The organism is Methylocapsa aurea (assembly GCF_000746085.1).
In the GTDB taxonomy this organism is placed as follows: Bacteria; Pseudomonadota; Alphaproteobacteria; order Rhizobiales; family Beijerinckiaceae; genus Methylocapsa; species Methylocapsa aurea.
In genome coordinates, this window is the sequence record NZ_JQKO01000011.1 from 139,405 (window position 1) to 163,025 (window position 23,621).

Annotated in this window: 20 protein-coding genes; 15 read left to right on the forward strand and 5 right to left on the reverse strand. The window is 63.7% G+C overall.

The window, feature by feature from the left end:
• The first annotated feature begins 181 nt into the window (after positions 1–181).
• The 4 genes from DL86_RS09285 to DL86_RS09300 all read left to right on the forward strand — a co-directional run bounded on the left by DL86_RS09285 (position 182) and on the right by DL86_RS09300 (position 4,190).
• Positions 182–1,096: a cell envelope integrity EipB family protein gene (locus DL86_RS09285; protein ID WP_036260565.1), complete on the forward strand. Its 915-nt coding sequence runs from the start codon at positions 182–184 to the stop codon at positions 1,094–1,096.
• 167 nt (positions 1,097–1,263) lie between these two features.
• Positions 1,264–2,025 (forward strand): 5'/3'-nucleotidase SurE, encoded by a 762-nt coding sequence (gene surE, locus DL86_RS09290; protein WP_036260566.1) that lies wholly within the window; start codon positions 1,264–1,266, stop codon positions 2,023–2,025.
• Between the two features lie 9 nt (positions 2,026–2,034).
• Positions 2,035–2,733, forward strand: coding sequence for a protein-L-isoaspartate O-methyltransferase family protein (locus tag DL86_RS09295; protein WP_051953070.1), 699 nt, complete (start codon positions 2,035–2,037; stop codon positions 2,731–2,733).
• A 134-nt stretch (positions 2,734–2,867) separates the two neighbouring features.
• The gene (locus DL86_RS09300) at positions 2,868–4,190 is read left to right on the forward strand and encodes a M23 family metallopeptidase (RefSeq protein WP_036260568.1); all 1,323 of its coding nucleotides are present in this window, start codon (positions 2,868–2,870) and stop codon (positions 4,188–4,190) included.
• 112 nt (positions 4,191–4,302) lie between these two features.
• On the opposite strand, the gene DL86_RS09305 is transcribed toward DL86_RS09300, so the two are convergent.
• The 3 genes from DL86_RS09305 to DL86_RS09315 all read right to left on the reverse strand — a co-directional run bounded on the left by DL86_RS09305 (position 4,303) and on the right by DL86_RS09315 (position 6,166).
• Positions 4,303–4,800: a TIGR00645 family protein gene (locus DL86_RS09305; RefSeq protein ID WP_036260651.1), complete on the reverse strand. Its 498-nt coding sequence runs from the start codon at positions 4,798–4,800 to the stop codon at positions 4,303–4,305.
• A 221-nt stretch (positions 4,801–5,021) separates the two neighbouring features.
• Positions 5,022–5,813: an adenosylcobinamide-GDP ribazoletransferase gene (locus tag DL86_RS09310; RefSeq protein ID WP_036260570.1), complete on the reverse strand. Its 792-nt coding sequence runs from the start codon at positions 5,811–5,813 to the stop codon at positions 5,022–5,024.
• Positions 5,814–5,896: 83 nt separating this feature from the next.
• Positions 5,897–6,166, reverse strand: coding sequence for a hypothetical protein (locus DL86_RS09315; RefSeq protein ID WP_156964556.1), 270 nt, complete (start codon positions 6,164–6,166; stop codon positions 5,897–5,899).
• A gap of 446 nt (positions 6,167–6,612) precedes the next feature.
• Here DL86_RS09315 and cobT point away from each other — a divergent pair, with 446 nt between their 5' ends.
• Positions 6,613–7,638 carry a nicotinate-nucleotide--dimethylbenzimidazole phosphoribosyltransferase gene (gene cobT, locus DL86_RS09320; protein WP_036260653.1) on the forward strand — a complete coding sequence of 342 codons (1,026 nt, stop codon included), beginning with the start codon at positions 6,613–6,615 and terminating at the stop codon, positions 7,636–7,638.
• Positions 7,639–7,731: 93 nt separating this feature from the next.
• Entirely contained in the window at positions 7,732–7,899 is a 168-nt protein-coding gene (locus tag DL86_RS20275; RefSeq protein WP_202899186.1) for a hypothetical protein, read from the forward strand.
• 15 nt (positions 7,900–7,914) lie between these two features.
• On the opposite strand, the gene DL86_RS09325 is transcribed toward DL86_RS20275, so the two are convergent.
• The gene (locus tag DL86_RS09325) at positions 7,915–9,450 is read right to left on the reverse strand and encodes a S10 family peptidase (protein WP_051953072.1); all 1,536 of its coding nucleotides are present in this window, start codon (positions 9,448–9,450) and stop codon (positions 7,915–7,917) included.
• A 276-nt stretch (positions 9,451–9,726) separates the two neighbouring features.
• A complete protein-coding gene (locus tag DL86_RS09330; protein WP_036260574.1) occupies positions 9,727–11,274 on the reverse strand; it encodes a sensor histidine kinase in 1,548 nt (515 codons plus the stop codon).
• A gap of 712 nt (positions 11,275–11,986) precedes the next feature.
• Here DL86_RS09330 and DL86_RS09340 point away from each other — a divergent pair.
• From DL86_RS09340 to DL86_RS09380, 9 genes are all read left to right on the forward strand, one after another.
• Positions 11,987–12,730, forward strand: coding sequence for an MBL fold metallo-hydrolase (locus DL86_RS09340; protein ID WP_036260577.1), 744 nt, complete (start codon positions 11,987–11,989; stop codon positions 12,728–12,730).
• A gap of 103 nt (positions 12,731–12,833) precedes the next feature.
• Positions 12,834–13,364 (forward strand): uracil-DNA glycosylase family protein, encoded by a 531-nt coding sequence (locus DL86_RS09345; RefSeq protein ID WP_245276318.1) that lies wholly within the window; start codon positions 12,834–12,836, stop codon positions 13,362–13,364.
• 192 nt (positions 13,365–13,556) lie between these two features.
• Positions 13,557–16,334, forward strand: coding sequence for a caspase family protein (locus tag DL86_RS20280; RefSeq protein WP_202899187.1), 2,778 nt, complete (start codon positions 13,557–13,559; stop codon positions 16,332–16,334).
• 151 nt (positions 16,335–16,485) lie between these two features.
• Positions 16,486–17,700, forward strand: coding sequence for a Ppx/GppA phosphatase family protein (locus tag DL86_RS09355; RefSeq protein ID WP_245276319.1), 1,215 nt, complete (start codon positions 16,486–16,488; stop codon positions 17,698–17,700).
• Positions 17,697–18,404: an RlmE family RNA methyltransferase gene (locus DL86_RS09360; RefSeq protein WP_036260582.1), complete on the forward strand. Its 708-nt coding sequence runs from the start codon at positions 17,697–17,699 to the stop codon at positions 18,402–18,404. The genes DL86_RS09355 and DL86_RS09360 overlap by 4 nt, the downstream gene beginning before the upstream one ends.
• 165 nt (positions 18,405–18,569) lie before the next feature.
• On the forward strand, positions 18,570–20,060 hold the full coding sequence (guaB, locus tag DL86_RS09365; protein ID WP_036260661.1) for an IMP dehydrogenase: 1,491 nt from the start codon (positions 18,570–18,572) through the stop codon (positions 20,058–20,060).
• A gap of 43 nt (positions 20,061–20,103) precedes the next feature.
• Positions 20,104–20,541 carry an MAPEG family protein gene (locus DL86_RS09370; RefSeq protein WP_036260583.1) on the forward strand — a complete coding sequence of 146 codons (438 nt, stop codon included), beginning with the start codon at positions 20,104–20,106 and terminating at the stop codon, positions 20,539–20,541.
• Positions 20,542–20,548: 7 nt separating this feature from the next.
• Positions 20,549–21,841 carry an RsmB/NOP family class I SAM-dependent RNA methyltransferase gene (locus DL86_RS09375; protein WP_036260584.1) on the forward strand — a complete coding sequence of 431 codons (1,293 nt, stop codon included), beginning with the start codon at positions 20,549–20,551 and terminating at the stop codon, positions 21,839–21,841.
• Between the two features lie 185 nt (positions 21,842–22,026).
• A partial coding sequence (locus DL86_RS09380) for a malate synthase G (protein WP_036260585.1) occupies positions 22,027–23,621 on the forward strand: 1,595 nt, incomplete at its 3' end.

Consider the following 23,621-nt stretch of genomic DNA (forward strand, 5'->3'; position numbering starts at 1 on the left):
ACTCCTTTTGCCTGTGCGCTATAGTACGCTGCTAAAGCGTAAAACGCTGGAGCGCGAAGGGCAAATCCGCACACCGGACGGTTTGGGTTGCATGTCGCGCGCCTTAACTCTAATTTTACTCTTCGCGGTCTGGATTCGTTTCCTAACGCCGCTGACCCAAGTCGTTCGAGGAACATCGATAATGCTTGCTTCGCACGCCCGTTTCCTGGCCTCAGGCGCGTGGGCCTTGGCCCTCATCACGGTCGGTCCCTTCGCGCCTTCGGCCTTCGCCGCCAAATCGGCCCCGGCGCAACCCGCGCCGCCCCGCTCCGCGCCGGAGACCCAGGCAAAAATGGACATGAGCGGCGCCGTGGCGCTCGCCTCGCATCGAGCGGTCTATGAGCTGACGCTGTCAAAATCGGTCGGCAGCAAGAGTCCAACGGCGGCGCATGGACGCATCGCCTTCGATTTCGCGGGCTCCCCCTGCGAGGGCTATGTGCAAAACTTCCGGCAATTGACCGAATTGCAGCCAGCCGAAGGGCCAACGCGCGTATCGGACATGCATTCGGCGACCTTTGAAGACCCCGACGGCAAGAGTTTCGACTTCAAGATGCGCACCAGCGTCGATGACGGAGCCGCCGAGGCAGTCGACGGCAAGGCGTCGAAAATCGCCAATGGCCCTTTGTCGGTCCATCTCGCCAAGCCGAAGCGGAGCAAGTTCGATCTCGCGCCTGACATCGCGTTTCCGACGGAACATTTGAGACGGATCCTGGCCGCCGCCCAGGCTGGCAAGAGCTCCATCGAGGTCAAGGTCTTCGACGGATCCGAGACCGGCGAAAAGGTTTATGAGACGACGACTTTCATCGGTCATCCGATCGCCGCGCCGGTCATCGAGCAGGCGGCGAAGATTCCAGTGCTCGAAAACATGCGGCGCTGGCCGGTGTCGATCAGCTATTTCGACGCCGGCAAGAAGGATGACGGACCGAGCTATACCTTGTCTTTCGATCTCTATGAGAACGGCATTTCGCGCGCGCTGAAGCTCGACTACGGCGATTTCGTGCTCGCCGGCGAAATGTCCAGCCTTGAGCTGCTGAACGAGCCCGCTTGCCATAAATAGGCGATCTGCGGCAGCCTTAGCCAAAGCGTTCCGATTGCAGCGCCGCCTTCCTGATCTTGGCGCAGCGCGATTAAATCGTTTTGATCGCGGGCGGCGATTTCCCTTGACAGATGGGCGCCGTATGACCGAGCCGATCCATTCGGGCCGTTGCGCGGGAGTCGGACGAGATGCGTATTTTGGTGACCAATGACGACGGCATTCACGCGCCTGGACTCGCCGCTTTGGAGCGGATCGCCAAAACGCTGACGGACGATGTTCTGGTCGTCGCCCCCGAAAACGACCAATCCGGCGTCGCTCACTCATTGTCGCTCAATGATCCTTTGCGCCTGCGCAAGATTTCCGAGCGCCATTACGCTGTGAAGGGCACGCCGACCGATTGCGTCATCATGGGCGTGCGTAGGATTCTTGACGGCGTCCGGCCGGACGTCATCCTGTCCGGGGTCAATTGCGGCCAGAACGTCGCCGAGGACGTGGTCTATTCCGGCACGATCGCGGGCGCGATGGAAGGCGGGATCCTAGGAATCCCATCGATTGCTCTGTCCCAGTCCTACAGCTCCGATACCGGCCGCGAGGGCGCGATCTGGAGTTGCGCCGAGACCCATGCGCCGCCGCTCATCGACAAGCTCTTGGCCGAGGGGATCGCGCCACATATCGTAATGAACGTGAATTTCCCGGCGTGCCGGCCGGAGGAGGTTCAGGGAGTCGCGGTGACCGTGCAGGGCCGGCGCGGCTATCTCGTCAAGATCGACGCGCGGGCCGATGGACGCGGCAATCCGTATTATTGGATCGCCTTCGATCGCAATCAATTGGTTCCAGGCGAAGGCACCGACCTTGAAGCCTTGGCGCGAAAATTCATTTCCGTCACGCCGCTCAGGCTTGATTTGACCGACGAACCCTCGCTCGCGCGCTATGCGCGGGCGCTATGCTGATTGAGCCCCATGCAGCCCGGCCGCAGCGAAGCCGCAGGAGCGCAATCGGGCGAGGCCGCCGCAGCGGCGCAGGCCAAAGCGGTGTTTCTGCTGGCGCTGCGGGCGAGGGGCATCCAGGATCTGGAGGTCCTGCGCGCGCTTGAGACGATCCCGCGTGAAATTTTCGTGCCGCATCGCTATGTTGACCTCGCGCGCCGCGATCTAGCCCTCCCGCTGCGCTGCGGCCAGACGCTGCCCGAACCCTGGCTTGCCGCGCGCATGATCGAGGTGCTGGCGCCGGCGTCGCAGCACCGCGTTCTTGAAATCGGCACCGGGTCAGGTTACGCCACGGCGCTTCTCGCCCGCATCGCGCGCGAAGTGCTCTCGATCGAGCGGTTCCAGAGCCTTGCGATCGAAGCTGGGGCCCGGCTTGAAAGGCTGGAGGTGCGAAACGCCGGCGTCGTATGGGGCGACGGGCTTGCGATGTTGCCGCAAATCGGTTTGTTCGACCGCGTGATCGTGCAAGGCTCGTTGAGCGAGATTCCTGAAAGCCTCGTCGCGGCGCTGGCTGAAGACGGCGTGCTTGTCGCGGCGCGTCCCGATCCTGAAGCGCCGATGCGCCAGCATGTAGTGCGGATCGTGCGCGACGAAGAAGGCGGCCTTGCCGAGACGCCGATCTGTCCATGTCGGCTTCAGGCGATCCTTTCCGGCGAAGCGCGGGCGCTCTAAGCTCAGGCCAAGCCATTCGCCGTGAAAGAAAGTTCATTTCATAGGGATTTTCGTGAATATTCGTTCATCTAAACCCTCCCTTAACCCGCGCCCCATTTAATGCCTAGACAGGTACTGCGTCAGTGGGTTGCGTCATGAGCCATTCCGTTTCAATCTATTGCTCCCGTCTCGCGTTTCGTCTCGCCCTGACGAGCGCAGCCGCCGGTTTGCTTGCGGGCTGCGCCAGCTCCGACCGTCTTGCCGATCCTTTCGGCAATCCTTTCCAGGCGACGGCGAGCGCCGTGGATCCGACGCCGACATCGAGCATTGCTCCCGCCGCGCCGGTCTCTCCCGTGCAGTCGCGCCCGCTCGCGGCGCCCAGCGCAAGCCCGTCGCCGCAGCCACAGCCCAGCTTTGCGCAACCAAATCCCGCACCCTCGAAATTCGCGCAATCGAGCCCACGGACGAGCGCCGGGGCGCCGTCAGGGCCGACAACGGCAGGCTGGACCGCCACGGGCGGATCGCCAATCACCGTCGCGCAGGGCGAGAACGCCGAAATCCTCTCACGACGCTACGGCATCCCAGTCGATGCGCTCGTTCGCACCAATGGTTTTAGCGCAGCCGCCCAGGTGCAGCCGGGCGCCCGCGTCGTCATCCCAGTCTACAATGCCTCTTTGGCCGCATCGAGCGCAGCGCCGGCTCCGGCCCCCGCGGCGGCGAGCCATGCCGCCAAGGTGAAAATCCTGACCGGCGCGGCGCCCGCGAGCAAGCTTGCATCCACAGTGGCGGCGCCCGAAAGAACGCCTCCAAAACCCGTGAAGGAGGCGGCGCAGCCCAAGCCGCCGGCCAAACTCGTCGCGGCGCATGGTCAAGACCAGACGAAGGAGCCGGTAAAGGAAGCCGCCAAGGGGCTCGCTAAGGAGCCTGTCAAGGAGCCGGCAAAGAATCTTGCGGTCGCGGCCAAGCCGCCGGTGGTCGCCGGCCAGCCGAAGGCCAAGCCGGAAACGGAGAAAGTCGCAAAAGTCGAGACGCCCGTCGCGGAGGCGAAAAAGCCGCCGCAGGAGGCCGCGAGCGCCCCGACCGAGGCCGTCAAGGCCAGCGCCGACGCCAATCCGGAATTTCGCTGGCCGGCGCGGGGACGCATCATCCAGGCCTTCAAGCCCGGCGGCAATGACGGGATCAATATAGCGGTTCCAGAGGGCACGTCCGTCAAGGCGGCCGAAAGCGGCGTCGTCGCTTACGCCGGAAGTGAATTGAAGGGCTATGGCAATTTGATCCTGATCCGCCATCCCAATGGCTTTGTGTCGGCCTATGCGAATAATGGCGACATCGAGGTCAAGCGCGGCGAGACGGTGAAGCGGGGCCAGACCATCGCGAAATCCGGGCAAAGCGGCAATGTCGCCTCGCCTCAGCTCCACTTCGAGCTGCGCAAAGGCGCGACGCCGGTCGATCCGACGCTCTATCTCGCGGGACTTTGATCGGATCGGCCTCGCGTTTTTCCTGAAGGGATCGATCGGAGGCCTTCCGATCGAGAATTGCGCTGATGTGGCGTTCTCGCTGCGGCGTTGGGCTGGGACTCTTTCGCAGGTTTCAATGTTTCTCGGCTGTAAAGCGATCCGTCAGCGCCAGGAGGAACGCCGATACGACAAAAACAATATGAATCCCGGCATACCAATAAAGCTCGCGGTCCGGCGTGTTCCTGACGTCCATGAAGGCGCGCAGCAATTGAATGGCGGAAATGGCGACGATTGACGACATCAGTTTCAGCTTCAAGCCGGTAAAGTCGATCTTGGCCATCCATTCCGGCCAGGATTTATGTTCGGCGGCGTCGATCTTCGAGACGAAATTCTCATATCCGGAAAAAATGACGAGGACGACGAGCGAGCCGGCGAAGGTCAGGTCGACGAGGGCGAGCACATCGAGGACCACGGAGGCTTCGCGCGCCTCCCAAAGATGGGGCGCGATTTCATAGATCATCTGCACCATCTTGACGAGGAGCGCGACCAGGCCGAGGGCAAGGGTCAGATAAAGCGGGGCGAGCAGCCACCGGCTCGCAAACAGGATTTTCTCGAGATATCGTTCGATCATTAGAAGCGCTTTCTTGGCGATTGCGTAAGTCCGCTCGATCGGCCGCATTTGGCGGCAATCTGCATGGCGACGACACCTAAGCGAAGTCCTCGCCAGGAGCCATTTGTTCTTGCATCATTGTTGTGTGAAAGTCCTTAGGCGCGGCATTCTGGCTTAGCCAATGTTTGGCGGCGATGAGCTCAAAAGCCTAATCGATTCAGGCGCAAGCCCTCTGGCCCGCGTCAATTCCCGGCCGCGAAAACGAGATAAAAGGCGATTTCGCTCAACTGCTGCGCGCCTCCGGCGACATCGCCGGTCTGGCCGCCGATCTGACGTTTGGCCAGTGCCGTGAAGGCAAGCGCGGCGCCGATCCCAGCAGCCGCGCCGGCCAGCGCTTTGCCAAGTCCGGCCCCTGCGATAATTGGAGTCAGCGCGAATAGGATGGCAAGGCATGCGGCGGCGGCGAGCGCTTCCGGCTCGGGCTTTCCCGCGCAAAAGCCCGCGCCATCGTTGCGGGCTGGAGGAAGGAGCGCTTGGGGGATGAGCGCGGCCGCGCGGGAGAGGGCCGCCGCGCCAATCAGCACGGCGCCCGCCAGAGCGAGCTTGTGCCCTGCCATGACCGTCAGGCTCGCCACGCGTAAATAGAGCGCCAGCGCGAGCGCCAAAGCGCCAAATGCGCCGATTCGGCTGTCTCTCATGATTTCGAGCTTTCGCTCGGCGCTGGAGCCGCCCCCGAAGCCATCGGCGCAATCGGCGAGGCCGTCCTCATGCAATGCGCCGCTGAGAAGCAGCAAGGCGCCGATGGCGAGCGGCGCCGCGATCAGCGGCGGCAAGCCGATGCTCGCGGCCATGGCGAGAACCCCCGCCGCCAGGGCTCCGAGCAAGGCGCCCGCCGCCGGAATCATTCGCACGGCGCGGGAAAAGCCCGCAAATGCATGCGGCGCGGGCTCGAAGGCGAGGATGGGGAGGGGAAGCCGCGTGGTGAAACGGAGGCAAATCAGAAGGTCGATGAGAAGCGACGAGCCAAGGCGCATCGCTTCTCATCGGTTATTGGCGGGCCTTTGTCGAGACGTCCCGCAAGCGGATTGCGTCAAGACATTTGCTTGCCCGGCGCGCATCAGTCCGCCGGCGCAGAGCCACGGTCGGGCTCACAGACCCAGCCTCGATAGAGATTGTCCGGGTCCGCCTTAATGCCGTTGTAGAAATTGCTACGGTCGTCTCTGACGCCGGAATAGCAACGGACGCGCTTTGTCTCTGACGCCGAGGCGGAGCTCACGATCGAGTACGCCGCCGCCTGACCCAGGTTCGATATGCCGCTGGAGGCGGCAAAGCCGCAGGCCGTGGTGGCGAGAACGAGGCCGGCCGTGAGGAAAGAAAGCTTACGCATGATATTGGTCTCCAATCCAAGATCTGAGATTGAGACGTTTTCTCCCTATAAAGGTAAGATATGCTGTCATATGCTGCATTGCAATATAGCAAAAGCGAAACAGGCTGGGGCATCTCGCCGCGGACCAATTTTTGCGATTTTTGTTTCTGTATCGGCGCTAGAACACAGCCTCTGGAGGGGGCGTTCCACGCGGATCCCGGCGCCGGGGCTGGGCTTAGGTCCTGTCCTCCGGCGGCTCTTGCAAATGACAATATAGTCCTCCTTTGCTGCATTGCGATAGCGCGGGCTAAAAAACGCAACGCGGCGTCTCCGCTTGGCGCTCGCCCCGCACTTGATCCCCGAGCCTCGGAAAATCGGCGCGTCGAACCGGCCCCGGGGAAAAACACTGGCAACTTTGTCCTTGCCTGCTCTAAGTGATCTACCGCTCCTCCATTTTTCAGGTTTCGATGTCCGCAAAGGGATTGCCCTTCGACTCCCTCCGCGATCTTCTCGCGCTGATGCCCGAGGCGTCCGAAACCTCTGTTGCGGCGGTCCGCGCCCGTGACGCGCTATTGACAAAACCGCAAGGCGCGCTTGGCCGGCTCGAAGAGATCGTCGCGTTTCTCGCCGCCTGGCAGGGCAAGCCCCAGCCGACGGTCGACCATCCCCTTGTCGCGGTCTTCGCTGCCAATCACGGCGTCGCGGCCAAGGGCGTGTCGGCCTATCCGGCCTCGGTCACCAGGTCCATGCTGGAGAATTTTTCCGCGGGCGGGGCCGCGATCAACCAGATCTGCGCAACCTACGGGATTGGTCTGAAGGTTTTTGAACTCGCGCTCGACATCCCGACCCAAGACATAACCCAGGCTCCGGCGCTTGGGGCGGCTGAGGCGGCGGCGACCTTCGCTTTCGGCATGGAGGCGATCGCCGGCGGCGTCGATCTTTTGTGCCTCGGCGAAATGGGGATCGGCAACACGACCATCGCCGCCGCGATCTATCATGGCCTTTATGGCGGCGCGGCGGCCGATTGGGTTGGTCGCGGCGCCGGGGTGGATGATGCCGGCCTTGCGCGCAAAGTCGCGGCGGTCGAGGCGGCCATAGCGCTCCACAAGCCGCATCTCGCCGATCCTTTTGAGGTGATGCGCCGCCTCGGAGGGCGCGAGATCGCGGCGATGGCGGGGGCGATCCTGGCCGCGCGCCTGCAGCGGATCCCGGTCATCCTCGATGGCTATGTGGTCTGCGCCGCCGCCGCCATTCTCCATGCGCTGGATCCCACGTCGCTCGACCATTGCCTCGCCGCGCATGTTTCAGCCGAGGGCGCGCATGCCGAGGCGCTGCGCCGGCTCGGCAAGAAGCCGCTGCTTGATCTTGGCCTGCGGCTCGGCGAAGGCTCCGGAGCGGCCCTCGCCGTCGGGATCGTCAAGGCGGCGCTCGCCTGCCACGCGGATATGGCGACTTTTGCGCAGGCGGGCGTCGCGGGCCGGCTGGCGGAATAGGATTTGCCTTGGTTGGAGGCGGCTCTATACAGGCCGCTTCTTGCCGCCGGCGCAAGATGGCGCGCCGGTGGCAAATAACGCGAAGGACAGAGGATGACGGTCGCGCAATTGATCGAACGGCTGCGGGAAATGCCCGGCGAGGCCGTGGTGCTTCTCGAAGGCGACGGCGCCTTTGCCCGCGTCGCCGGGGTCGCTCTCGAAAAGAGCGTGACGGAGGGGCTGCCGGACGAAGTCATTCTTTCCACCGACGCCGAAGAATAGTCCCCTTCCCTGGGGCTACTTGCCCTCGATCAGCTTGCGCGCGTCCTCGCGCAGGGCGGCGCGGGGCTTGTCCTGAAGGTAGAGCATATGTCCGCCGCCATAGACCTTGAGCCGCAGGCGGTCCGGATCGCCCAAGGGCGGAACCTGATCCAACAGAAGCTTTGACGCGAAATAGGGGGTCACCTGGTCGGTCAGCCCATGCGCGACGAGCACGCGCAGATGCGGGTCGATCGCCATCGCCCGCTTGAGATCCCCAAGGGCCTCGGGGCGGCTCCGGCCGCTGCCCCAATCCCATTGCCGATTGACGTTTTCGTTGAGGATTTCGTAGCGGGCCTCGATGGGCCAGCCGAGGCGGTTTCCAGTGATGTCGGCCATCGCGCTGGCGAGCGGCGTCTTGAGCGCGTCGAGGACGGGATCGGAATAGTCGCTCGAAGCCGAGTGGGGCGCCGGGTCGAAGCCGCTGATATTCGCGTCGTAAAGACTTGCGATCTTGCCGTCGGCGCGGCTGCGTTCGCGGGAGAAGCTCGCCATGTCGACCCGCCCGCCGAGTTGGCGCACGAGGGCCGGATCGAGGCCGGTGAAGCCCGCGACTTTTTCGCTGATTCGATTGAGCGCCTGCGCATCGCGCTCTCCGCGCAGAAGATCGGCGAGATAGGGACCGGCGGCGTAAGCTTCGACATCGGCGAGGCGGGCGCGGCCATCGGCGCCGTTGAGGCTCCGCGCGGCGGCGGCTTGCGAGGGCAGCCTGGTCACGAAGGTCAGCGGATTATTGGCGCCCTCGAACCAGCCGAAGTCCAGGACCGGTGAAATCAGCACAAGGCCTGCGACGCCGATCCCTTCTTGATCCTGCAAGCGGCGGGCGAGCTTTGGCGCGCGAAAGCCGCCATAGCTTTCGCCGACGATGAATTTCGGGCTTTCGAGCCGTTTGTTCGCAACCAGCCATTTGCGGATCGTCACGGCGAGCGCGTCGATGTCGCCGCCGACCGAATAGAAATGGCGGCGCGCGTCCTCGCCCTTGGCCAAGATGCGGCTATAGCCGGCGCCGGGCGGATCGATGAAGACGAGGTCGGTGAAATCGAGCCAGGTCTCGGCATTGTCGATCGCGATCGGCGGCGCGGAGGGCGATTGCGGCGCGCCATCGAGCGGCAGCCGCCACGGTCCCAATGCGCCAAGGTCGAGCCAGGCCGAGCCCGCGCCGGGCCCGCCATTGATGGCGAAGGCGACAGGGCGTTTGGCCGGATCGGCGCCCTCTAAGAGAAACGCGAGCGCGCCGATGTCGGCTTGCGGCGTCCCATTCTGCCCATCGCTCAGCCGGATCGCGCCGGCGATTGCCTTGAAGCGAAGGTTGCGTCCGGGAAGATCGAGCGAATGGGATGTCGTCGCGGCTGGCGGCAGCGGATTGGGCGGGGTCGTCGCCGGCGTCTGCGTGGGCTCCGCCGCTTCGGGTTTGGCCGGCGCGGGCGGCTCCAGCGCTGTCGCGGGCGCGATGGCGGCGCAGCCGAAAAGAATTGCCGCCAGCATGGATTTCCAATTGCCGGGCGTCGCTGTCATGGATCGAGAGGCCACGCGTGCTGATCTCCTTCGGAAATTGGATATATTGTCCGCATTAGAGCATGTCCCGAAAAGGTTGCTCGACTTTTTCGATATTGAGACATCGAATATATCCGATGTCTCACATGCTCCAACTCTTTGAATTTGAGCGATTCCTTTTCGATCACGTGATTCTGCGCAATCGGGAAGCGCTCTAACAGACGGTTCGGCAAATGGCTTTGCACAAAGCGGTGATGGGGAAGGATCCGCAGGCTCCTCGAACTTCCCGTTTGAGGGTCACGCCGCCGAGCGGGTCTTGCGCCGGGCCTTTGCCGCGAAAGCGTCGGGCTCGGCGATCGGCGCGGCGTCCATAACCCGCTCAGGCGGGAAGATCACAATGACTTCGGTGCCCTCGCGAAGTTTGGACTTCAAGGTGAAGCTGCCGCCGTGGAGCTCGACAAGGCCTTTGACGATCGGCAGGCCGAGGCCGGAGCCCTCGTCGGCGTTTTTTTGGGCGAGCGTGCCGCGGCCGAAGGAAGACATGACGATCGGAATTTCCTCTTCGGGTATCCCAGGGCCGCTGTCGCGCACCGCGAAATATTGGCCCCCGCTCGAGGTCCAGCCGATCTTGATCGTGATCTTTCCGCCTGGCGGCGTGAACTTGATCGCGTTGGACAGAAGATTCAACGTCACCTGACGGACCGCGCGTTCATCGGCCCAAAGTCGAGGCAAGGTGGGCTCCACGGCCTCCTCGATGTCGATATTGCGCTTCTTGGCGCGCAGGCTCAGCAGATGGCGGCAATCCTCGACGATATGGGGGAGCGCGACGGGCTCCTCCTTGAGGTCGAAGCGCCCAGCCTCGATTCGCGACAGATCGAGGATTTCATTGATCAGCATCAACAGATGCTGGCCGCTCGAATGGATGTCGGTCGAATATTCCTTATAGGAAGCTATGATGTGCGAACCGAACAATTCGCCTTTCATGACTTCGGAGAAGCCGAGAATGGCGTTGAGCGGCGTGCGCAATTCATGGCTCATCGTGGCGAGAAAACGGGATTTGGCGAGGTTTGCTTCCTCGGCGCGGCGGCGCGCCAGATCGCTATTGGCCTTGGACTGTTCGAGCTCGGCGATCAATTCGTCTTTTTCGGCCTGAAACGAGAGCGCTTCGAGCGAGGCCGCATGCAGCTTCCTCGCAAGATGCATGAAATAGAGCAGAGTTCCGCAGGCGACGGCGACAAGCGGCAAGGTTCCGTCCGAGAGGCTCGCCGGCCGCATGACAATGAGGATGGTCAGAGCCACCGGGGTCAAGCCTGCCTGCGCCGCTGCGGGAATCGATGCGGTGATGGTCGCGTTCATGGCGGCGACCAGCAACAGCATGACGAGGACGCAAGCGCGCGCGGCGGGATCCGCCGGGTGGCTGATGAGGCAAATAAGGATCGCCCATGCGACGCCCTGGACCATCTCGGCGATGACGAAATTTCGGCGCCAACGATCGACGTCAATGCTGGCGTCGGGCGCGTTCAGGAATTTGCCGGCGAGCCGGTGCCCCAAACTTAATGCGGCGATATTTGCGCAGAGCCAAATCAGGACGGCGTCGAGGGGAACCCAGGCGACCGCAATCGCAGCGGCGACTCCGCTGAGGATGGCCATGGCGGAGCCGGACGCGCGCCGTCCCTTGGCGAAAAGCCGCAACAATGCAATATCGAAATCGCGATGCCCAGAACCCGACCGGCTCAGCTTTTCCCGCGCCTTGCGAAGGGCGATGGCGAGGCTGCTGGGTTTCGCCGCGATCCTCGGATCCGCCGCCCTCCGGCCTGCGATCATTTCTGCGGTGACTTCTGTCATCCTTTGGAAGACCCGCTCAATTCTCGCGTCAATGGAAAGATTTCGTGGACGATGCCCGAAAAAGATTAATGACAGCCTCACGCGATCGGCTGAATTGATCGCATCCGAGGCGGACCCGAGGCTGACCGGCGCTGTTTGGGTTCGACCGAAAGGCGATGCGCCGCCGCCAGCCGGGCCGCTGCTCCCGCGGGCTCATTCGGGACCCGTCGCGCCGTCGCGCCGACCTGTCTCAAAAGCAAACAAGAAACGCTGTAAGAGTTTGTTTTATCCCGTTGTTGTCACGAGAATCGGCATCCGTTCCGCGTATCGGCGCTTGCGCCATCGCCTATCAATTGAATGTGTGCGGACGCACATAGCGAACCGCGCAGGCGGTCTAATCGATGTCCCGCCGCACCTGCCGATTTTCCAAGAAACGCAGCCTAAAGCGCTTCCCGATGGGATGGACCCATCCGCTCGAAAAGAAATCGCCAGATTCAAAGAGTTGGGGCATGTTGCGACTGAAAAAGTCGAGCAACTTTTTTAGAACATGCTCAAAAGCTGCGCCAAATTCGCAAATATTAGACAAAAAAGCCGTTTTCGGGCATTTTTGATAGTGATAGGCTGGCGTGAGGCTATTGAGTTCTTCTATACTAAGTAACTTTGGTTAGGTAAAAAATATCTACTGAACATAAAGAATATAAGTTTCGGTGTTTTGGTTTGATGCGGGCGTTCAATGAAAGTAACTATTGTCGGATCAGGAGACGCCTTTGGATCAGGCGGAAGGGCGCATACCTGCTTCAGGGTCGACGCGTCCGGGACGACGGCCATCGTCGATTTCGGCGCCGGTTCGATCGGGGCCTGGAAGAGCCTTGGCTTCCAGTTCGACGCCGTGGATGCGGTTGTGGTTTCCCATCTCCATGGGGATCATTTCGGCGGACTGCCTTTCCTCTTGCTCGATTGTCAGTTCGTTGAGCGCAGGACCAAGCCGCTGACGTTGATTGGCCCGCCCGGCCTGAAGCAGCGGCTCGATGTCGCGCTGGACATGTTTTTTCCCGGCGCGAGGAATGCGGCGTGGCGGTTTCCGTGGCGGGTGGAGGAGCTTCTCGCCCGACGAAAGACGCAAGCCGCCGGAATGAGCCTCGAGACGTTCGAGGTGGTTCACGAGTCCGGCGGCCTGTCGACGGGCGTTCGCCTCTGCGACGGAAACAGCGTCTTCGCCTATTCCGGCGACACCGCCTGGACCGAAACCCTGTTCGATCTCTCCGCCAATGCCGATATTTTTCTCGTCGAGTGCTATTCCGGAGCCGCGCCGACGCCCAATCACATGGATTGGCCGACGCTCAAAGCCAATTTGCCCGGCTTTTCGGCCAAGCGGATGGTCGTGACCCATATGGGCGACTCGGCGCTGGCGCGCCGCGGCGAGATGGAGCAGGCCGGGCTGACGATCGCCTATGACGGACAGGTCTTCGATCTCTGAGCTCGCAGCGCTAGCTGATCGCATCAGGGCCTGCCGGCTCTGCGTCGAATCCCCGCGCGGCCCGGCGCTGCCGCACCAGCCGCGGCCGGTCTTGCGCGCCTCAATGACCGCGCGTCTCCTCGTCGCTAGCCAAGCGCCGGGGACGAAAGTGCATGCGACCGGGCTCTCGTTCAACGACGCCTCGGGCGATCGTCTGCGGCAATGGATGGGCCTCACCCGCGACGTCTTCTACGACGAATCGAGGGTGGCGATCATTCCAATGGGTTTTTGCTTTCCGGGCCATGGCGCAGCCAAGAGCGATCTGCCGCCGCGGCGGGAGTGCCGCGAGACCTGGCACGACGACCTGTTTCGGCTTTTGCCGCAGCTCGACTGCATCCTCGCGATTGGGCGCTACGCGCAAGATTATCATTTCGCCCGGCTCGGGCGGCCCTTGCCGAAGGGCGCGCGGCTCGACGACGTCGTGCGGCGCTGGAAGGATTTCGGCGGGCAGGGGTCTGGGGAGCAGGGACCGCGACTCATCGCCTTGCCGCATCCGTCCTGGCGCAACAGCGGCTGGATCAAACGCAACCCCTGGTTTGAAGCGGATGTCCTGCCGATGGTGCGGGCCGAGGTGGCGCGCGCGATCGGCGGCTAGAGCCTATTCCGAACAGATTGGTTCAATCTGTTCGACGAGAATATGCTCAGACGTTTTAACATCGGAGCGATTTCTGATCGATCGAATGACTGCATTCTATCGGAAAGCGCTCCAACGTTCAGCCAATGTTCAGCCATATTGGCCGTTTCTAAGAGACCCTCCTGTTTTGTCTCGCGGCGCCAAAGGATGAAAATGAGAAAATTAGCAATTGGCGGCCTCCTGATCCTTTGTCTGGCGTTCACCTTGCCATTGTCCCGGCAGGCTTTCGCGCAAGGCGGCGAGCCCCGTCTGGCGCTTGTGATCGGAAATGCGGACTATCGCGAGTCGCCGCTGGCGACGCCCGCCAATGACGCTGGGCTCGTCGCCGAAACTTTGCGCGCCGCGGGTTTCCAGGTCAGCGGCGCCGCCAACCTCGACCAAGACGCGCTGCGCCGGGCGTTCAGGGAATTTCTCGCCAAGACGGCGCAGGCGGGCCCCGACGCAATCGTCTTCGTCTATCTCGCCGGGCGCGGACTTCAATATGAAGGCGAAAATTATTTCGCGCCGATCGAGGCGACCATTGCGCGCGACGCCGATGTTCCAATCGAGGCGCTGCGCGTCTCCGATTTCACCCGCGCGCTCGCGGCGCAGCCTTTGAAAGCGCGGATTGTCGTTCTGGACGCGGCCCGCGCCAATCCATTCGCGAAAAGCGGTCAGCCGCTCGCCAGCGGCCTTGCGCTCGTCGACGCCGAGCCCGGCGCGCTCTATGCCTTCAATACGGCGCCTGGCACCATCGCTCCCGACGAACCCGCTCCCTATGGCGCTTATGCACAAGCGCTGGCAGAAATGTTGCGTGAAGGCGGCATCCCGGTCGATGAAGTCTTTTCCCGCATTCGTCTGCGGGTTGATGAAGTCACCCGCGGCGCCTTCGTGCCGTGGGATGTCTCGAAGCTCGATCCGCCGGTCGTCCTGTTGCCCGGCCGGCCGGATGCGCCGCCGCAGGCCACGGCGCAAGCCTATGCCGCCTCGCGCTCGCGCCCGATCCGGGAGTTCCCGGTTGCGGAAGCCTATGCCGCCGCGATCGAGCGGGACACGCTCGCCGGCTATCAGGATTTTCTCGCGGTCTATCCAAACGACCGGCTGGCCGGCCGCGTGCGCGCCTTGCTGGCGGCGCGGCGCGAAGCGCTGACCTGGCGGCGCACCGTCGCGGCGGATACGCCGAACAGCTATTGGACCTATATGCGCCGCTATCCGCGCGGGCCGCATTTTGCCGACGCCCGGCGCAGGCTTATCCTGCTTTCGGCTCCGCCAGAGCCGCCGTCGCGGTTCGATGATTATGATTTCGGCGGTTTGCCGCCGCCGCCCGAGGCGGAATATAGAATCGTGGATCGCCCGATCTTTTTGTTCGATGGAGACGTCTACGCGCCGCCGCCGCCGCCCCCGGCTTATTTCCTGCCGCCGCGCCCGAGGGTTTTCATTGAGCTTCCGCCGCCGCCGCCACCGCAAAGCCAGGGCTTTCTGCCGATTCCAATCCCAATTCCGCTGCCCTATGCCCGTCCGAATGTCCCGCAAGGCGTCGTGATTCAGCAAAATTTCGGCCAGCAAAGACCCGCCGGCTTCGGCCAGGGCGAAGGTTCGCCGCGCCATCGCGAGCAGGGGGTGGGCCAAGAGGTGGGCCAGCCTGTCGAGGCGCCGTCGGCGCCTGACCAAAGGCCTTTCCAGGGACGCCCGGCTATTTTGCCGCCAGGGCAACCTGCACAGCAAGGGCAACCCGCGAAATCGGAAGGACCGGCTCCTGCGCCCGTCGGCGGCGCTGCCGGGCCCGGCCACGCGCTACCGCAGGGCAAGGGGTTGCCGCCGGCGGTCGAACCCAATGGCCAGCGCCCAGGCGAGCCATCGGGAGCGCCCGCGCCCGGCGGCCATCCGCAGGGCGCCAAGCCGGGCCAAAAGACAAGTCAAGAACCGGGCTCAGAGCCTGTTTCGCCCACGACGCGACCGTCAACGGCTCCCGCTCAACCTAAGATCGAGCCGAAGGGCGAGCCAAGCCACGCTCTGCCGCAAGGCAAGGATCTGCCCGCCGCAAGCGAACCCAAAGGACGGCTCCCGGCGGGACCATCGGGTGCGCCGGCGCCCGGCGGCCATCCGCAAGGTGCCAAGCCTGGCCAGGCTCCAGGCCAAGGTCCTGGCCAAGAACTTGGTCAGGAGCCCGGCCAAACGCCGATCGCGCCCACGACGCGGCCTTCAGCGGCTTCTGGTCAGCCCAAGATCGAGCCGAAGGGCGCGCCAAGCCACGCTCTGCCGCAAGGCAAGGATCTGCCCGCCGCAAGCGAACCCAAAGGACGGCTCCCGGCAGGACCATCGGGAGCGCCTGCGCCCGGCGGCCATCCGCAGGGCGCCAAGCCTGGCCAGGCTCCAGGCCAAGGTCCTGGCCAGGAACTTGGTCAGGAGCCCGGCCAAACGCCGATCGCGCCCACGACGCGGCCGTCAACGGCTCCGGCTCATCCCAAGGCTGAGCCGAAGGGCGCGCCAAGCCACGCTCTGCCGCAAGGCAAAGAGGCGCAGCCGGCAAGCGAAACCAAGGGACGCCGCGCGCCTCCGCCGCCGGGGGCGCCCGCGCCAGATCAGGCGCCGGTTTCTCCCGCGACTCCGCCTGCGGCGCAGCCAAAGGAGAAAACCGCTCCGCCCGCCGCAAAGACCCTGCCTCCGGCTCAACCCAAGCGCGAGCCGAGCCGCGTCCCGACGGAAGACCAGCGCTCGCCGCCTTCCGGCGTCCGCCCGCCGCATTCGCCGTCGGGGACCCAGGCGCCTTCGGCCAAGCCGGCGCCTGCCGTCAAGTCTGAACCAAGCTCCAAGCCTGAATCAAGTTCCAAGCCAGAGCCTAGCTCCAAGCCAAAGGCGCCGGAGCCAATCGCGCCGAAAGCCGCGCCGCAGATCAAGCCGAAAGCGCCGGAGCCGGAGGCCGGCCGGAATGCCCCGGCTTCGCAGCAATAAGCGCCTTCCGGAAACGCGGCCAAACCCGCGTCAAAGCCCGCCGAGACGCCGCAGCGCCCGGACCAATAGCCACGCAAGCCGCGCCGCCAAGCGTGGCGCTTGGCGTTTGCTCCGGCCGTTGTTACACTCGCCTAGGCCGCAACGGAGCGAAATGTCCCGTCAAAGGCTCCGGGAGGTGGAAATGGGACCGGTCGAAAGCACGGACTTGGCCGTCAGCCTCGCGACTCGGGCGCAAAATTCCGGCTTGTGCGGCGCCGAGCCCATTGGCGGGACGGTCCCTCCCGAGACTGCCAGCCCGGCGCGCGTCGCAGCCAGCCGTTTCGCTCTGGCGCATCGGCCAGGAGAAGAGCAGCTTTATGCGGCGCTCGATCTTGGCACCAATAATTGCCGCCTGTTGATCGCCCGTCCGACGCCCGGAGGCGGCGGCCGCGCAGGGTTTCGCGTCATCGATTCCTTCTCGCGCATTGTTCGGCTCGGCGAAGGACTGTCGGGAACCGGTCGGCTCAGCGCGGCGGCGATCGACCGGACGCTCGGCGCACTGGAGATTTGCCGCGATAAAATGACCGCGCGCGGCGTGACGCGGGCGCGGCTGATCGCAACGGAGGCCTGCCGGTCGGCGCAAAATGGGGCCGAATTCCTCAACAAAGTGCGCGGAGAGACCGGCCTCGAACTTGAAGTCGTCGATCGCGAAACCGAAGCGCATTTGGCCGCTGCAGGTTCGGCTTCTCTCGCCGATTCGGCGGCCGCTGGCGTGCTTCTCTTCGATATTGGCGGCGGATCTTCCGAGATCGTTTGGCTTGGCCGCGACAATAACGGCGCGCGCGCCGGCGCGGAGCCGACGGACATGGCGTTGCGCGAAAGGATCCGGTGCTGGGTTTCCCTGAAACTTGGCGTCGTGACCTTGGCGGAAAAATTCGGCGGCCTCGAGGTTTCCGACGCGACTTTCGAGGCGATGATCGAGCATGTCGCCGGAGAGCTGCGGAGCTTTGTCGTTACGGTCGGCGCGGAGCAGCGCTGCCCGCGCTTCCATCTTCTTGGGACGTCCGGAACGGTCACGACCATCGCCGGCGTCTTTCTTGGTTTGGCGCGTTATGATCGCCGCCGCGTCGACGGATTATGGATGTCGAGCGCGGAAGTGAGCGAGGCCGTGGCGTCGTTGCGCAAGATGACCTATGGTGAGCGCGCCGCGAATGGCTGCATCGGGCTCGGCCGCGCCGATCTCGTGCTCGCCGGCTGCGCTATTCTGGAAGCCATCCGCCGCGCCTTTCCGGCCGATCGCGTCCGCATCGCCGACCGCGGCCTGCGCGAGGGAATCTTGCTTCAACTCATGAGCGCCGACAGGGCCTCCGTGCGGATGCGCAGATGACCCAAACGCCGTCCTCCTCCGGCCGCGAAGGCGGACGCTCGCTGAAGACGCGGGTGAAGACGGCGCGAAAGCGCTCGCTCTCCTCGACGCTATGGCTCGCGCGCCAGCTCAATGACCCCTATGTGGCGCGGGCCAAGCGGGAGGGACTGCGCTCGCGCGCGGCCTATAAGCTGATCGAAATCGACGAGCGCTGGCATTTCTTGAAACCAGGCCAGAGGGTCGTCGATCTCGGCGCCGCGCCTGGAGGCTGGTCGCAGGTAGCGGCCCGCGCGGTCGGCGCCGAGGCTGGCCGGGGCAGGGTGCTCGGCATCGATCTCCTCGAAATGGAGCCACTTCCCGGCGTCGAATTCAAAGTCATGGATTTCCTCGAAGCGGAAGCGCCGCGCCAGCTCATGGAATGGCTCGGCGGAAAGGCGGATGTGGTTCTCTCCGATATGGCGGCGAATGCGACCGGACATAAGAAAACCGATCATTTGCGGATCATCGGCCTTGTCGAGCTCGCCGCCGATTTCGCTTGCGAGGTTCTGGCCGAGGGCGGCAGCTTCCTCGCCAAGGTGATCCAGGGCGGGACCGAACATGAATTGCTCGCGCGGCTGAAGCGCGAGTTCGCGGTCGTGCGCCACGTGAAGCCGCAGGCCAGCCGCGCCGATTCGGCGGAGCTTTACGTGCTCGCCACCGGATTCCGCGGCGCTCCAGGCGCCTGAATCGGGCAATCGCGCCTCCCGGGACTTATCGCTCCCGCCTTTGCGCTTCGTCACATGCGTGCTAAGAGCCCCCGGCAACTCTCGGTCGACGTAATTCCTTTGGAAATTGCTTTCCGCACGAACTCAGGCGGCGTCGCCCCCGGAAGCAAATTACGGAGTTGGCATTTGGCTTTGATCACCCGACCGTCTCTTAACGAAGCGCTCACTTTCGACGATGTGCTCCTCCTTCCGGGCCATTCCGAGATTTTGCCGGGCGCGGCGGACCTCAAGACGCGGCTCACCGCGACCATCAGCTTGCACATTCCCATGGTGTCCTCGGCCATGGACACTGTCACCGAGGCGAAGCTCGCGATCGCCCTGGCTCAGGCCGGAGGAATTGGCGTCATCCACCGCAACCTCGAGCCGAGCGAACAGGCCGAGGAAGTCCGCAAGGTCAAGCGCTACGAAAGCGGCATGGTGGTCAATCCGATCACGATTTTCCCTGATGAAACGCTCGCCGACGCCCTGGCGCTGATGCGCCAGCACGGGATTTCCGGCATTCCGGTGGTGGAGCGCGGTCCTGGCGGCAAGCCGGCGCGGCTTTGCGGCATCTTGACCAATCGCGATGTCCGGTTCGCCGACAATCCGTTGCAGCCGGTTTCCGAGCTGATGACCAAAACCCTCATCACGGTCCGCGAGGGCGTGAGCCAGGACGAGGCCCGCCGGCTGCTGCATCAGCACCGGCTGGAAAAGCTGATTGTCGTCGATGAGGACGGCCGCTGCGTCGGTCTCGTCACCGTCAAGGATATGGAAAAAGCCACCTTGCATCCGCTCGCCAGCAAGGATGCCGAGGGACGCCTCAGGGTCGCTGCCGCCTCGACGGTGGGCGATTCCGGTTTCGAGCGCGCGCTGATGCTGATCGACGCCGGCGTCGATTGCATCGTCGTCGACACCGCGCATGGTCATTCGCAATCGGTGCTGGATCAGGTCGCGCGGCTGAAGCTGGCCTCCAACAAAGTCGCGCTGATCGCCGGCAATGTCGCGACCGCCGATGGCGCAAAGGCGCTGATCGACGCCGGAGCCGACGCGATCAAGGTGGGCATCGGCCCCGGCTCGATTTGCACCACCCGGATCGTCGCCGGCGTCGGCGTGCCGCAGCTCACCGCCATCATGGATTGCGCCGAAGCCGCGCACGCCTCCAATATCCCGGTCATCGCCGATGGCGGGATCAAATATTCTGGCGATCTCGCCAAGGCGATCGCGGCGGGCGCCGACAGCGTCATGATTGGCTCGCTCTTCGCCGGAACCGACGAGAGCCCGGGCGAGGTCTATCTCTACCAGGGCCGCTCGTTCAAATCCTATCGCGGCATGGGATCGGTCGGGGCGATGGCGCGCGGCTCCGCCGACCGCTATTTCCAGCAGGACATCAAGGACCATCTGAAGCTGGTGCCCGAAGGCGTCGAGGGGCAGGTGCCCTATCGCGGCCCCGTCGCGCCAATCCTGCATCAATTGGCGGGCGGATTGCGCGCCGCCATGGGCTACGTCGGGGCGCCCGACATAGCGGCGTTTCACGCCCGCGCGCGGTTCGTTCGAATCTCATCCGCGAGCCTGCGCGAGAGCCATGTCCATGACGTCGCGATCACGCGTGAGAGCCCGAACTACCCGACCGGCATTTAATGCTTGAAGTGAATTCCTGGCGTCTATTGCGCGATGAGGCCGCATGACTCTCCAAATGATTCTTCTGCCGCTGTTCGTTCAGATTGGCCTCGTCTTTTTCCTTAGCTTTTGGATGGCGAAGCGGCGCTGGAGCCTTTTCACGCGCGGTCAAATGCATTGGCGGGATATTGCTTTGAAGCAAACGCCCTGGCCCGCGCCCGCGCAGCAGGTCGGCAATTGCTTCCAGAACCAATTCGAGATTCCGATCCTGTTCTATGTTCTCGTCATTCTCGCCATTATCACCAAAAAGGCGGATCTCGTTTTTGTCGTCATGGAGTGGGTTTTCGTCGTCACGCGCATTGCGCATGCCTATGTTTTCACGACGTCCAACTACGTGCCGATGCGCGGCCAGTTTTTCATTTTAGGCGTCATCGACCTATTCTTGATGTGGGCGCTCTTTGCGTTCCGCATTCTCATCGCTCCAGCTCTCGGACCGCTGTGATGCCGCTATGATTCCTGGCGCACGGATCGCCGCCGCGATCGAGGTCCTCGAGGAGATTGAAGCGCGCAAAAGACCCGCCGCCGAGGTTTTGAAGGAATGGGGCTTGGCGCATCGGTTCGCCGGCTCCAAGGACCGCGGAGCGATCGGCTCGCTCGTTTTCGACGCGCTGCGCCGAAGGGCGTCCTCGGCCTATATCATGGGGGAAGAAACCGCTCGCGCCATCATGCTCGGCGCCTTGCGCCAGGTCCGGGGGATGAGCGTCGATGAGATCGGCGCGCTTTGCTCTGGCGAGGCGCATGCGCCTTCGCCGCTGGATGGCGGCGAATCCGAACGCCTCGCTTCTGCCGACCTGACCGGCGCGCCAGCCCATGTCGCAGGCGATTTTCCGCAATGGCTGGAGCCGTCCTTCATCGCCGTCTTTGGCGCGGCCGTCGTCGGCGAGACCGCGGCGCTCGCCGCCAGGGCGCCGCTCGATCTTCGCGTCAATACGCTGAAGGCGACGCGCGACAAGGCGCTCGCGAGCCTGGCGCATCTCCAGCCGCAACCAACCAGCCTCTCGCCTTTAGGGCTTCGCGTCCCTTTGACGCTGGACGGACGCGGCGCAGCGCTCACCGCCGAGCCGGCTTATGTCAAAGGTCTCATCGAAATTCAGGACGAAGGGTCGCAACTCGCTGCGCTTCTGGCTGCGGCGAAGCCCGGCGAACAGGTGCTGGATCTTTGCGCCGGAGCTGGCGGGAAGACCTTGGCGCTCGCCGCGGCAATGCAGAACAAGGGACAAATTTACGCGACCGACAGCGATGGCCGCAGGCTGATGCCGATTTTCAAGCGGCTGGAGCGGGCCGGAGCCCGCAACGTTCAAGTTCGGGCGCCGCGCCGTGGGCAGGACGCGCTGGCCGATCTCGACGGGCGCTGCGACCTCGTCGTGGTCGACGCGCCCTGCACCGGAACCGGGACCTGGCGGCGCAATCCGGACGCCAAATGGCGGATTAGGCCCGGCGCGCTGGAGCAGCGGATCTTGGATCAGGATCGCGCGCTGGAGGAGGCGGTGCGGTTCGTCAAGCCGGGGGGGCGGATTCTCTATGTGACCTGTTCGGTGCTGCGGGAGGAGAATGAAGAGCGGCTTGTGGTCTTTCTCGCCGCTCATCCCGAGTTCAAGGGCCTGCCCGGCGTTGAGATGGCCGAACAGGCGGGGCTGCCGCAGCTTGGCGGCTTCGCCTCGCCCTTCGGGCCGGGGCTGCGCCTCACGCCATTGACGAGCGAAACCGATGGTTTCTTCATCGCCATGCTGCAGCGCGGCTGATTGAACGGGAGCCGCATCTGGCCTTGTCTCGCGCCTGAGTTATATACAGCCTATAAAGGCAGCTGACGCGTTCTCGTATCTCCTGCACGCCAGGGCGCTGCGAAGCTCAAGCAAAGAATAAAGATCAAGCTATGGGGCGGCGCGCCGACGCGAGGAGCGATCAATCTCACAGGGACGAGACAACGATGGCTTACGCGCAAATCGGAAAAATCAGCATTGCCGATGTTCTGCATGATTTTATCCGCGATGAAGTCTTGCCTGGGACGGGCGTCGACGCTGAGCATTTTTGGAGCGGGGTGGCCGATCTGATCGCTGATTTTGCGCCTCGCATCCGCGCCCAACTGCAAATTCGCGACGAGCTGCAGGAAAAGATCGACCAATATCATCGCGCCCGCGCCAGTCAGCCCTTCGATCCGGCGGAGTATGAGTCCTTTCTGCGCGACATCGGCTATCTCGAGCCGGAGCCGGCCGATTTCGCGATTCGCACCGAAAATGTCCTGGAAATCGCCAGGGTCGCGGGGCCGCAGCTCGTCGTTCCGGCGTCGAACGCTCGCTATGTCCTCAATGCCGCCAATGCGCGCTGGGGCAGCCTCTACGATGCGCTTTACGGTTCCGATGTCATTCCCGAAACCGGCGGAGCGGAACGCGGCAAGGGCTATAATAAGAAACGCGGCGAGCGGGTTATTGCATGGGTCCGCAATTTTCTCGACGAAGTGACGCCGCTCTCGAAAGGCTCCCACAAGGCGGTCACGGAATATAGGGTCGCCAATGGCGAACTCGTCGCGACGCTCGACAATGGCCTCGATGCGCGTTTGAAGCATCCCGGCCGCTTCGCCGGCTATAAAAAGACGGCGTCCGACGCCTTCGTCATTCTGCTGCGCCAGCATGGCTTGCATATCGAGCTCCAGATCGATCACGGCAGCCTGGTCGGAGCCGACAATATCGCGGGGGTGGCCGATGTCGTTCTCGAAGCCGCGCTGAGCGCGATTATTGATCTTGAGGACAGCACCGCGGCGGTCGACGCGCCGGACAAGGTCGCCGTTTATCGAAACTGGCTCGGCCTGATGCAAGGAACTCTCTCGGCCTCGCTCGAGAAGAGGGGACTTATCATCGACCGCCGTCTAGCGTCGGACCGCGGCTACATTGGGCGGGACGGGGAGCCGATGGCCTTGCATGGGCGCAGCCTGCTGTTGGTCCGAAATGTCGGGCATCACATGTTCAGCGACGCGGTGCTGGACGCGCAGGGACGGCCCGTCCCGGAGACGATCCTCGACGCCGCGATCACCGCCCTCATCGCCATGCATGATCTGGCGCCGGGCCGCGCCTTGCGCAACAGCCGCTCTGGGTCGGTCTATATCGTCAAGCCGAAGCTGCACGGGCCGGCCGAGGCCGCGCTCGCCAACGACCTTTTTGGCCGCGTCGAGGACCTGCTCCGCCTGCCGCGGCATACGTTGAAAATGGGAATCATGGACGAGGAGCGCCGCACCACGCTCAATCTCAAGGCCTGCATCGCGGCCGCCGCCGACCGGGTGTTTTTCATCAACACCGGCTTCCACGACCCCACCGCCGACGAGATCCACACCTCGATGGAGGCGGGTCCGATGATCCGCAAGAACGAGATGAAATCGACGCCGTGGATCGCGGCTTACGAGAATGCGAATGTCGATGTGGGCCTCGCCTGCGGCTTGCCGGGGCGGGCGCAGATCGGCAAGGGGATGTGGGCCGCTCCGGACCTGATGGCCGACATGCTGGCGCAAAAAATCGCCCATCCGCTGGCCGG